This window comes from Bradyrhizobium sp. 186, assembly GCF_023101685.1.
Taxonomy (GTDB): domain Bacteria; phylum Pseudomonadota; class Alphaproteobacteria; order Rhizobiales; family Xanthobacteraceae; genus Bradyrhizobium.
Genome location: NZ_CP082164.1, coordinates 6,042,026 through 6,053,632 on the forward strand (window position 1 = coordinate 6,042,026; position 11,607 = coordinate 6,053,632).

The 11,607-nt window shown below is 61.5% G+C and carries 11 protein-coding genes and 1 pseudogene; 3 read left to right on the forward strand and 9 right to left on the reverse strand.

The features are described from left to right. Positions 1 to 22: 22 nt before the first annotated feature. Positions 23 to 289, reverse strand: coding sequence for a Txe/YoeB family addiction module toxin (locus IVB18_RS29090; protein ID WP_247983826.1), 267 nt, complete (start codon positions 287 to 289; stop codon positions 23 to 25). A 5-nt stretch (positions 290 to 294) separates the two neighbouring features. After that, positions 295 to 561, reverse strand: a complete 267-nt coding sequence (locus IVB18_RS29095; RefSeq protein ID WP_247983827.1) for a type II toxin-antitoxin system prevent-host-death family antitoxin — start codon at positions 559 to 561, stop codon at positions 295 to 297. A gap of 236 nt (positions 562 to 797) precedes the next feature. Between IVB18_RS29095 and rpmG the strand changes: the two genes are divergently transcribed. Next, a complete protein-coding gene (gene rpmG / locus IVB18_RS29100) occupies positions 798 to 965 on the forward strand; it encodes a 50S ribosomal protein L33 (RefSeq protein ID WP_045008041.1) in 168 nt (55 codons plus the stop codon). A gap of 386 nt (positions 966 to 1,351) precedes the next feature. Here the strand turns inward: rpmG and ltrA are convergent, their stop codons facing one another. Continuing rightward, positions 1,352 to 2,725: a group II intron reverse transcriptase/maturase gene (gene ltrA, locus IVB18_RS29105; RefSeq protein ID WP_247983828.1), complete on the reverse strand. Its 1,374-nt coding sequence runs from the start codon at positions 2,723 to 2,725 to the stop codon at positions 1,352 to 1,354. 520 nt (positions 2,726 to 3,245) lie between these two features. Between ltrA and IVB18_RS29110 the strand changes: the two are divergent. Then, positions 3,246 to 3,629 (forward strand): annotated as a pseudogene (locus IVB18_RS29110) (transposase); the annotation flags it as partial. 407 nt (positions 3,630 to 4,036) lie between these two features. Here IVB18_RS29110 and IVB18_RS29115 read toward each other — a convergent pair. The 4 genes from IVB18_RS29115 to IVB18_RS29130 form a co-directional block, all read right to left on the reverse strand. Beyond that, positions 4,037 to 4,483, reverse strand: a complete 447-nt coding sequence (locus IVB18_RS29115; RefSeq protein ID WP_247983829.1) for a GNAT family N-acetyltransferase — start codon at positions 4,481 to 4,483, stop codon at positions 4,037 to 4,039. Positions 4,484 to 6,016: 1,533 nt separating this feature from the next. Beyond that, positions 6,017 to 6,325 (reverse strand): GIY-YIG nuclease family protein, encoded by a 309-nt coding sequence (locus IVB18_RS29120; RefSeq protein WP_247983830.1) that lies wholly within the window; start codon positions 6,323 to 6,325, stop codon positions 6,017 to 6,019. A gap of 315 nt (positions 6,326 to 6,640) precedes the next feature. Beyond that, positions 6,641 to 7,261 (reverse strand): class I SAM-dependent methyltransferase, encoded by a 621-nt coding sequence (locus IVB18_RS29125; RefSeq protein WP_247983831.1) that lies wholly within the window; start codon positions 7,259 to 7,261, stop codon positions 6,641 to 6,643. Positions 7,262 to 7,417: 156 nt separating this feature from the next. Beyond that, the gene (locus IVB18_RS29130; protein WP_247983832.1) at positions 7,418 to 8,641 is read right to left on the reverse strand and encodes an MFS transporter; all 1,224 of its coding nucleotides are present in this window, start codon (positions 8,639 to 8,641) and stop codon (positions 7,418 to 7,420) included. Between the two features lie 133 nt (positions 8,642 to 8,774). On the opposite strand from IVB18_RS29130, the gene IVB18_RS29135 reads away from it, so the two are divergent. Then, positions 8,775 to 9,386, forward strand: coding sequence for a TetR/AcrR family transcriptional regulator (locus IVB18_RS29135; protein WP_247983833.1), 612 nt, complete (start codon positions 8,775 to 8,777; stop codon positions 9,384 to 9,386). Positions 9,387 to 9,693: 307 nt separating this feature from the next. On the opposite strand, the gene IVB18_RS29140 is transcribed toward IVB18_RS29135, so the two are convergent. Continuing rightward, positions 9,694 to 11,067, reverse strand: coding sequence for a PleD family two-component system response regulator (locus IVB18_RS29140; protein WP_247983834.1), 1,374 nt, complete (start codon positions 11,065 to 11,067; stop codon positions 9,694 to 9,696). 13 nt (positions 11,068 to 11,080) lie between these two features. Then, positions 11,081 to 11,446, reverse strand: a complete 366-nt coding sequence (locus IVB18_RS29145) for a response regulator (protein ID WP_247983835.1) — start codon at positions 11,444 to 11,446, stop codon at positions 11,081 to 11,083. Between the last annotated feature and the right edge of the window lie 161 nt (positions 11,447 to 11,607).

The following is an 11,607-nucleotide window of genomic DNA, read 5'->3' on the forward strand; positions in this document are numbered from 1 at the left end:
TGACCGAACCAATGAAACGTTTTCAGTAGTGATATCGACATTGGGCGATGACGAGCTGCTGCCCGTCATCCTTGCCCTGAAGGCGGTACACCAGCCGATGTTCGCCCGTAACGCGGCGAGACCACCAACCGCGCAAATCATGTTTAAGGGGCTCCGGTTTCCCGATCCCCCTAAACGGGTCTCTTTTGATGTCCTTGATCAAATCGTTGATGGCCGTGAGGATTTTTTCGTCCTCTTTTTGCCGTTGAAGGTAGTCTTGCCAGGCAATCTCGGTCCAAGCGATCAACATGTCGCCTAGCCAGTCGAGCCGGGCTCAATCAATTCATGCTCGACGAGCCTACCTTCATCGGCTTCCTTGATGGAGCGCAGAAGGCGCGCGGCGTTGGCCGGGCTCTTCAGAAGATGAACCGTCTCCACAAGGCCCTCGTACTCTTCCTCCGAGAGCATCACCACGCTACGGGCGTTCTGGCGCGTTACAACGAGCGGGGCGCGATCGTCGCAGACCTGGTCCATGTAGGCCGCGAGGTTGCTCCGTAGCTCCGTGTAAGAAACGTTTGCCATGGCAATTCGTCCTGGTCTTTCCGTACAGACAACTGTACATATCATTGTACGGAAACCCGTACAATGGTGACCGATAGACCAGGCGTCTGTTACGGCTCTTTTTGAAGCCTGATTGGGCCGATTTGAGTAGTTTTGCGGCCCTAAAACCTTGACATCAAGCCGTTTCTGGCTAGGTTGCCGGCCAACGCGGGCCGTTTGGCCGGCTCCAGATTCCCTTCATTTCAGAGGTCCTGAACATGGCCAAAGCGGTCACCATCAAGGTCAAGCTCGTGTCCTCCGCTGACACCGGCTTCTACTACGTCGCCAAGAAGAATTCGCGCACCATGACCGACAAGCTGGTCAAGAAGAAGTACGACCCGGTCGCGCGCAAGCACGTCGAATTCCGCGAATCCAAGATCAAGTAAGATCGCGGGACGTTGAAGACTTTTGCGGGGCCTCACGGCCCCGTTTTTATTTTGCCCCCCTCGTGTCCCGGACGCGGTGCAGCGTGCAACGCTGGGCCGCAGAGCCGGGACCCAGAATGAATGCAACACAGTACGATGCGGAGACATTGGCCCCGGATCAGCAGCGCACCGTCGAAGTGACGCTGCGCTGCGTCCGGGGCACGAGAGCTGAGCCAGGCGTGCTCGTAGAATTGTCGCGTCCGCTATGCGCGCAGAAGACGACGATGAAGCCGAATGGCTCCATGTCAGCCTCGGGCCATAGATCGGGATAGGGGGGAGCCTTGCGGCTCCACCCCTCCCACACCACCGTACGTACGGGTCCGTATACGGCGGTTCGAGAAGTTACGCTAACGCGCTTCGATCAAGGACAGGAACCCGAGCGATTTGAAGTGGGCATTGGAGAGTCCAACAGAGAGGGCTTTGCTCCGGGCGAGGTGCCAGGGTCCACGGCCGCTACCGGCCATGTTGCGCAATTCCCCCGAGACTCCCAGCGCGATGAGTGCTGCTCGACGACGTCCTGGTGTTTTCCATTGGCGCCAAAGAGCGGCCCGCAATCGCAAGCGGACCCAACGAGTGAGGGCGATCAACACCTCGGGCGTTTCGCAGAAGCCGAAATAGCCACGCCAGCCCCGCATATACTTGGCCAGTTCCTCCATTGTCGTCTTGATGCTGACGCCCTTGGCCCTTCGCGTAGTATCTCGGATTCGCTGCTTGAACCGTTCCAGCGATTTCGGCGCGATCGTGCGCTTGATGCATGGACCAGCCGTGAAGCTGAACCCGAGGAACTTTCGTTCCTGCGGTCGTGCCACCGCACTCTTCGCCTCATTCACCTTGAGCTTGAGCTTTTGTGTGCTCTCCATCACCCGCTGACCCGCGCGTTCGCTGCGAACGTAGATGTTGCAGTCGTCCGCATAACGGACAAAGCGGTGTCCCCGGTGCTCCAGTTCGCGGTCGAGTTCGTCGAGTACGAGGTTACTTAGCAGTGGCGAAAGCGGTCCTCCTTGCGGAGTTCCTTCCACGCTGGGGCTGACCAGTCCGTTCTCCATCACCCCGGCATTCAGGAATGCCCGGATGAGCTTCAACAGCCGCTTGTCCCCGACGCGCTTGGCGATCTGGCCCATCAGTTTGTCGTGATTGACTCGATCAAAGAACTTTTCCAAATCGAGATCGATCACCCATCCGTAGCCTTGCGCGATGTACTGCTGCGCTTGAGCCACGGCGTGATGAGCCGACCGACGCGGTCGGAACCCATAGCTGTATTGGGAGAACGTCGGATTCCATTGCCGCTGCAGAACCTGCATCACCGCTTGCTGGACAAAGCGGTCCAGCACGGTTGGGATGCCAAGCTTTCGCATCCCTCCGCCATCCGGCTTCGGGATTTCCACCCGTCTCACCGGTTTCGGTTCGTAGGTCCTGTTCAGCAATTGCTCCCGAATGACCGGCCAGTGCTGCTTCAGGTAGTCACCGAGTTTATCAACGGTCATCCCATCGACGCCGGCGCTGCCCTTGTTGCTCCTCACTTGCCGCAATGCTTCCTTCAGGTTCTTTCGCTCACATACCTCCTCCATGATCCGACGCGTGTCGGCTGGGCGTTCGGGCTCATTCGCCACCGAGAGCGATTCGATGTCTCCCCCTCCCGCCTGCCGGGCTTCACCCGTCGGCGCCGATGAGAAGTCCAGTCTCAACTGGATGTTCAGCCGCTTGTCGCTCTCGAGATTCATGTCCTACTTGCCTCTCCTCTCGTTCGGGCCTTCAGCCATCGTTCCCGGCTCAGCCTATCTGTTGCCTCCACCTTTCGGCGACGGAGTGCCTCACTAGCCTTGCCGACGACATGACCTAATACGCCCTCTGCTGACTTCTGCCCCGCGGTCAGGATGCCTCGCGGCATTCTCAGTCGCCGAAGCGACACAGAGCAGATCTCCTGGGGTAAGTTCAGTTACTTTCCGTGCACAGGTCGCCGGATCTACGCTTCGCATCCTTGATGGATATGGACTTCGCGGTAAGTGGCCCGCTCGTCCGACGCTCGCGCCTTGTATCCGGTTCTTGTCCATCGACTCGCACGTTTGCTCTACGCTTCCTTCAGACCTCGCCTCGCGGCGATAGCCCTTGCGTTGTCACTAACCCTTCACCTCCATCAGGTTGGGTAGAGGACTTTCACCTCCAAGTTACTGAACATGCCCAGCACACCACTAAATCGCTGCGCGATAGCCCGCTGAAGCGGGGGGCTTAGCCGAGGGTGCGGTAACCTATGAGCGGTGGAAGAATTACCGGATCGAGGGGCCTGGCCGCTATCAGACCATGACGCTGTCGACCCGCGAGTTCATCCGACGCTTCCTGATGCACGTGCTGCCCGGGGGCTTCCACCGCATCCGGCACTACGGACTGCTGGCCAGTGGCAGCCGCGCCGCCAACATCGCGCGGGCGCGCGAACTGCTCGCCGTGCCGATCCGCTCCGAACAGCAAAATGCCTCAGAGGCCCCAGCGGCCGACGAACCCCGCATGCTGCCACGACCGTGCCCCTGCTGCGGCGGACGCATGTTCGTCATCGAGACCTTCGCGCGCGGCAGCGAGCCAAAGCACCGACCCACGCCCACGCCGGCCGCGATCAGGATCGACACCTCATGATGCTGTCATCGCTGATCCAGCACCGCACCGAAGCGCACCATTTTGGCCGGCTCTCGCCCGGCAGCACATCCACTTGCGCCGATCAGCAAGACTGGCCCGTGATCGCGCCGCAAATCCTGTCGAGCAACCTGCGATCCGCTCGCTCGCGCCAGCACGCACGCCCAAGATTCGAGCTAAAGCGATCCGATCGCCACCATCAGCTCAACTTCCGCAACACTCACGCCGAAGCCAAATCCCCATAGCACCCGCTGCACAGTCGGTGCCCCACATCCCGCGATTTCGTGCCTTGGCGCTTTTCGGGCGCCGGCTGTCCGAGCGTGGGGATGGTCTCGGCATGCCGGCATCCGAAAACCTGCACAACAACGGACATGGCTGCGAACAGCGGTCGGACCGCCAATTGAGGCCACCTACCGCCGTACTTCGAAGTACGTTTTGCTTCCTCGTTCAAACCCTGCTTCTTCGTAGAAGCGTAGGGTGGTCTCACGCTTCGAACCCGTCGCCAAGTGGACTTTGTAGCAATCGGCCTGCGATGCAAGATCGAGCGCATGAGCAAGAACCCGTCGCCCGAGCCCTAGTCTACGATGATCGGCGTGCGTGACTACATTCTCGATCACCCCATATGATCTACCGCCCCGAGACAGATTAGGCACAATTGCGAGCGTACACGAAGATAGAAGCTGCTCAGCTGCTTGCGCCACGATCACAGTCATGAAGCTCGATGTAAGCAAATTGGACCAGACGCGCGCAGCAATAGCTGGCGCCAGTTGAGCTTCGTGCGGATGAAGATGTCGGTAAAGATTCAGGACCTCGGGCAGATCGTGTTCTGTTGCGCGACGGATAATGGCTTCTTTCATGTGCTGATCCCTTGGATCGATACGAATAGCGCATTCATGCGGCAGAGAATACCTGAGGCGCGAACGCGCGGATCACCGACTTGTGCAAAGGGTCAGAAGGCGACTTCCACCGAGCGGGACGTTGAAGGACTTTGACGGGGCCTCACGGCCCCGTTTTTATTTTGCCCCCTTTCGTGTCCCGGACGCGGTGCAGCGTGCAACGCTGCGCCGCAGAGCCGGGACCCAGGATGCAACACAGTACGAATACGGAGACATGGGCCCCGGCTCTGCAGCGCACCGTCGAAGTGACGCTGCGCTACGTCCGGGGCACGAGAGCTGAGCCAGGCGTGCTCGTAGAATTGTCGCGCCCACTATGCGCGCAGAAGACGACGATGAAGCCAAATGGCTCGATGTCAGCCTTGGGGCACAGAAGCAGACATCGCGACGGCTTTAAGCGCGCGGTCGGCGTTCTCTTGGCCGCCATATCGATGGCGAGTCATTGGCAGATATCGTTTCAACCCTCGGTTGCTCAATTCGGAATGTATGGTACCGTGCACTTACCGGAACGGCATTTCCGTCCCGGATTTGGGAAGGACATGGTCATGAGATTGACGCCAAGCTTTGTCGTGCCCTCAGCCGTCGCTGTCTTGTCAACTGCCTTGCTGTGCGGCCCGGCAGCGTCACAAATCACACCAGGCTCCGCCGCCCCGCTTCCCCCCGTCACAGTCGACGCGCCGAAGCAGGCGGCAAGGCCACATCGGGCGGAGCGCGCGGCAAACACAACGGCATCGCGCCGGACTGCGTCAACCGCTCAAACGTCGTCGTCAGCCACACGGACGCATTCGCCTGCACCAGATTCAGTATTAGGGAGGATTGGCAGGCTGGAGAAAGTCGCCAGCAATTGCAACGGTGGCTGTGAATCAAGCCTCCCACACGGCAAAGATCCTTGGGTTGGATGCAGCGAGTCAGGGGGCGGACAAACAAATGCACCTTTCTCGCCAACATGCAGAGACAACCTCACCTACAAATCCTACGTGGATTGCGTCGAGACGAAGGTGTTCTTGGGCGACTACCGAAATAGAGCCTACTGGATTTGCAGCAGCCTGTCCGCCGGCAACAAGTTTCAGGTCGCCGAACTCAAGCGGCCAAAACGCCCGCGCTAAAGCATGATCCGGAAAAGTGCGCAGCGGTTTTCCGAAAAGATCATGCTCAAACAATAGCCTAAAGCGCGATGATGATTCATCCTCATCTCATTGCGCTTTAGTCCGTACCTCCCGCCGGCTCGCTGTCCCAGTTGAACTTGGGCCCTGATGTCGGCCCACGCTTGCCGCTGGTAGCCGAACCTCGCCGGCCGGCTGCTGCGCAAGCACGTCGAATTCCGCGAATCCAAAATCCAGTAAGATCGCGGGATACGCTACGGACTTTGGCGGGGCCGTATGGGCCCTGTTTTTATTTTGCCGATCTATCTCCGTCATCCTGAGGTGCGAGCCACGCGGCGCAGCGCGCCGTGTGGGGAGCCTCGAAGGATGAGCAGCCCCAGCACCCCATTGCCCCTTACTTCTTCGGTCTAGGCGCTCCCGCGCGCCGTCGCGCAAACTGGCTCACCGATTTCCAATCCGAGCGAACAAGAGCTTCCTTCTTTGCCCGGCTCCAGCCCTTGAGTTGCCGCTCGGCAGCGATGCCATCGGTGATCCGATCGAAATACTCGGACCACACCAGGACGACCGGTCGCCGCGAAAAAGTGTATCCCGGATAAGCTCCGGCATTGTGCTCGCCGACTCGCTTGGACACGTCTTCGCCGGTGGCGCTTCCGATATAGAAGGAGCCGTCCGCGCACTTCAGCATGTAGACATAGACGCCCACAACATCATCCTTCGAGGCTCGCCGCGCGGTGCTGCGCGCCACACGGCTCGCACCTCAGGATGACGGCCGAGCTTGGGTTGTTAGTTATTTACATTGAAACTTATGATTGCTCGGTCAAATCCGCTTCGATTTGAGCGGCGTGCCAGGCGCCGCTCTCCATCCCGTCATCCTGAGGTGCGAGGCCAGCGGTGCAGAGCACCGCTGGGCGAGCCTCGAAGGATGAACGGCCACGATGCAGCTGGGCCGTCGCCCTTCGAGGGCCGCTGAAGAGGCGGCCACCTCAGGGGCCCGCGCTGTCCGACTACACGCAACAGCCTAGCGACGGCGGAACAGACTGAATTGAAACGATTGCTCAGCCCCCCAAGGCGTCGCGTGAGCATGCCGACGCGTATCAGTAAGCTGAAAAGCACGACCGAGGGTCTGGCCAAGACCCGCAGGATCGTACCGTTGTACGGGTAGGCCGCTGCATCGTTCTGGCCCATCGAGCGCGAAAGTCGCGATGATAGCGTACCCTCCTACTTTCAAGGCTCGCTCAAGGCGCCCGACATATGCAGCGCGGTCGCGGTCGTCGGTCAGGAAGTGGAACGCCGCTCGATCATGCCAAATATCGTATGCCTTTGGCGGCTCCCATACTGTGACGTCCGCGACAATCCAATGAACCCGCGCAGCACGGGCTCCAAGGCGGACTTTAGCTGTCTCAAGCGCAGCCCCGGATAGGTCGAGAACGGTTACGTCGCCGAACCCCCGATCAACGAGATTGTCCACCAGACGCGAAGCGCCCCCACCCACATCGATGATGGCCGAAGCAGGCGTCGCGCCGATATGCTCAATCAACTCAAGCGAAGGAGCGGGATACTCCTGAAACCAACTTACTTCGTTCTCGCCCTTTTTGGTGTAGACGCCCTCCCAATGGGCTTGACGGCTGTCACTCTGCATCGCGGCTTCCTCCAACCGGGTCCGAGACAAGTCAGAAAATGGTCATCCCTCCCATCCTCGACAATAAGCACACATCGATGCCGTCCGTCTTCGTTCCGAGCGCTCTGCTGCGTGAGGCCCGGCGACAGAGGTGATAATTACCAGGACACGCCCCGGCTACGCTGCCCGCAGTACCGGCGGCCGCATCAGCGCAAAGGCGACCTGGATGATGCCGCCGGCGAGCCCGAGCGCAACGCCGATTCGCCACGCCATGGTGTAAGAGCCGAGCGAGTCGTAGATCACCCCGCCGCCGTAGGCGCCGAGGAAGCTGCCGATCTGGTGGCTCATGAAGGCAAGACCCTGGATCATGGCCTGCCAGCGCAGCCCGAACATTTCGGCGACAGCGCCCGCCACCAGCGGGCCGACCCCCATCCACAGGAAGCCCATGATCGCGCCGAACAGCAGTGTCGAGGCAGGCGTGGCCGGCAGCATGAAGTACCAGGCGAGCGCGAGCGAGCGGAGGATGTAGATCCCGCCGAGCAGCGCGAGCTTGTTCCAGCGCTGGCCGGCCCAACCGAAGAACAGCGAGCCCAGCACATTGAAGCCGCCGATCATACCGAGCGTCTGCGCGCTCAGCATCGGGTCGAGGCCGCAGATGGCAAGGTAGGACGGCAAATGCGTCGTCAGGAACACGAGCTGCATGCCGCAGACGAGATAGGCACAGGTCATCACCACGAACGACGCGTTGCCGAATGCGGTCCGCGCCGCAATCATGGCCGTGGCATCGCCGATGTCGTCGGCCGCGGGCTTCGGCAGCGGAATCATGTCGACACGGCCGGCGTACCAGGCGGCGGGGATCATCAGCACCGACATCACCACGAAGCCGGCGAGCCCGATGCGCCAGCCAAAGCCCTCGTTGAGCATCTGCCCGAGCGGCGCCGACAGCAGCGCGCCGAGCGAGCCGGCGCCGGAGACGATGCCGAGCACGGTCGAACGCACTGTTTCGGGTACCGCGCGCGCCGCCACCGACATCGCGATCGCGGCCGCTGTGCAGGCCAGCGAGGTGCCGATCAGCACACCGCCGCCGATCATGATGCCGACGAGGCCATTCGCGGTCGCCATCAGGATGAGGCCCGCGATGTACATCAGCGCGCCGACGATCATGATCGGGCGGAAGCCGTGCCGCACGGTCAGCGCACCGGCGAGCGGCTGGAGAAAGCCCCAGGCGAGATTCTGCACGGCCAGCGCCAGCGTGAAATCCGACACCGAGATATGAATGTCATGCGTCAGCGGCTGCAGGAAGATCCCGAGGCTCTGCCGCAACCCCATGCTCAGCGTGAGCATGATCGAGGCGCCGATCAGAATGGGAAGCGTCGGACGCAGGATCTGCAACAGGGGCATTGTTATTCTTCTCCCTAGTCAGCGCGGCGCGATAGCCGTCGTCTGCGATTCCCGCAGATTTTAGTTACACAGACCTGTGTACTTAGGCTATAGAAGGGATGCACTGTCAAGCGAAGAGGACGTTCGCCGCCGCATGGCTCCCCCGCCCACCCCACAGACGATGAAGGAGCGGATCCTCGAGACCGCCGACAAGCTGTTCTATCTGCAAGGCATCCGCGCCATCGGCGTCGACACCATCGCGGCCGAGGTCGGCATCTCCAAGCGCACGCTCTACAACCACTTCCCGTCCAAGGACGCGCTGATCGCGGCCTATCTGGCGCGCCGCTTCGTGCAGCCGCGGCCGTCCGACAAGCCGCCGGCCGAGCAGATCCTCGCCACCTTCGATTCGCTGGAGCGGCGGTTTGCAGCCAAGGATTTTCGCGGCTGCCCGTTCGTGAATGCGGTGGCCGAGCTCGGGCCCGCGGACCGCGCGGTTAAGAAGATCGCGATCGCCTTCAAGGAGAGCCGCCGCGTCTGGTTTCGCGACCGCCTGAATGAGCTCGGAGTTGCCGAGGCGGATGCGCTCGCAACGCAGCTCGTGCTGCTGGTCGACGGCTCCATCGCGCAGGACCTTGTACGCGACGATCCCGCGATGGCGCGTGCGGCGAAGGAAGCGGCAAAGGTGCTGCTGCGGAATGCGGGCGTGGATGTGGGGGATGATGTGGTGAAGCCGGCGGTGAAACGAGGCAAGCGCGCGCCGCACTAACCGCTGTCGTCCCGGACAAGCGAAGCGGAGCGCAGATCCGGGACCCATAGCCACAGGGAGTAATTTGACGAAGACTCGTGGTTACCTGCTCGCACCACAACCCCTCCCTGGGGTTATGGATCCCGGCCTCCGCCGGGACGACAGTTGAGGATGTAGCGACAGCAGTCGTCCCACTACCCGACGATGACAAAATGCCCCTGTTTTGCCCGACGAGTCAAAGGGCTTTGCGGCCCGCGTAAGCCGTTGATCTCGCTAGCATCGGCTACTGTGCATGGGGTTGTTTTCGAGATTTTTGTGCTGGCCAGCCTCACGCCGCCTGCGACACCACGCGATTGCGCCCGTCGTGCTTGGCGCGATACAGCGCGGTGTCGGCGCGCTTGAGGACGTCGGCAACGGGCTCGCCCTTCTGCTCCAGCGTGGTCAGGCCGATCGAGATCGTGACCTCGATCCGCTTGGTGCCCTTGTGGACGGCAAAGGGCTCGCCCGCGATCGAGCGGCGCAGGCGCTCGGCGACCATGCCGGCGACGTGGAGGTCGGTCTCCGGCATCACGATGACGAACTCCTCGCCGCCGTAGCGGCAGGCGAGATCGATGCCACGGATCGACTTGCGCACGCGCACGGCGAATTCGCGCAACACGTCGTCGCCGGCGTCATGGCCGTAATTGTCGTTGATCGACTTGAAATAATCGATGTCCAGGATCATCAGCGCCAGCGGCTTGCCGCGAGTCGATGCCTGCTCGGCGAGCGTCGCCAGATGGCTCTCCATGTAGCGGCGGTTATGCAGGCCGGTGAGCGCGTCGGTGATCGCCATCTCGATCGAGTTCTGCACGTTGTCGCGCAGATGATCGGTGTAGCGGCGGCGGCGGATCTGCGTGCGTGCGCGCGCCAAAAGCTCGTTCTTGTCGATCGGACGCAGCAGATAATCGTTGACGCCGATCTCGAGCCCGCGGAGCAGCCTTGTGCTGTTCTCGGCTTCCGCGATCGCGAGGATCGGCACGTGCCGCGTGCGCTCCAGCGAGCGCGCCTGGCTGCACAGCCGCAGGCCGTCGAAATTGTTGAGGTCGAGCGAGACGATCAGCAGGTCGTAATTGCCTTCGGCCGCGTGGAACAGTGCCTCCGTCGGGTTGGGCTCGACATCGACGGTGTGTTCGGCGGCGAGCAGTGCCGACAGCCGCTCATAGGACGACTGGCGGTCGTCGACCAACAGGATGCGCCCGCCCTTGCCGGTGTCGGCCACCGCGGTGCGCTCGGGCGCCTGCATGCCGATCTCGAGCGAGGTGATGGCGCGCATGCGCAACTCGTCCGTCATCATCTTCAGCCGCGTCAGCGAGCGCACCCGCGCAATCAGCACGACGTCGGAGACGGGTTTGGTCAGGAAATCGTCGGCGCCGGCCTCCAGCCCGCGATTGCGGTCGGCGGGGCTGTCGAGCGCCGTCACCATCACGACGGGGATGTGGTGGGTCGCGGGATCGGTCTTCAGGCGGCGGCAGACCTCGAAACCATCGATGTCCGGCATCATGACGTCGAGCAGGATGATGTCGCATTCGGCGCGGGCGCAGATTGCGAGCGCCTCGGTGCCGTTCGACGCGGTCATCACGTCGAAATATTCGGCGGAGAGACGGGCTTCGAGCAGTTTGACGTTGGCAGGGACGTCATCGACAACCAGGATACGCGCGGACACTGAAACTCACTCCCTACCCGATGAAACGCCGGACCGTCTCGATGAACTTGCCGACCGAGATCGGCTTGGACAAATAGGCTTCGCAGCCGCCTTCGCGGATGCGCTCTTCATCGCCCTTCATCGCGAAGGCCGTGACCGCGACGATGGGAATGGCGCGCAGCTCCGGATCGTCCTTGATCCAGCGCGTCACCTCCAGGCCGGAGACCTGCGGCAATTGAATATCCATCAGCACGAGATCGGGCCGCATCTTGCGCACGAGGTCGAGTGCCTCGTAGCCGTTGCTGGTGCCCGTGGTCTGGTAGCCGTGCGCCTCCAACAGGTCGCGGAAGAGCTTCATGTTGAGCTCGTTGTCTTCCACGATCAGGACGGTCTTAGCCATCCTGTCCTCCCAATTGGCAAGGAGAGCAATACATGTGACGCCTCAGGCGCCGCTCGCCGGCGCTTCGAAAACTGGATTCAAACTAGCCTCAGATTCGCTCTAGTTTCGTTAAACCCGAGGGCCGACTTTCTGCGATGTGGTTTCCAGTTGCTTGTCTGGGG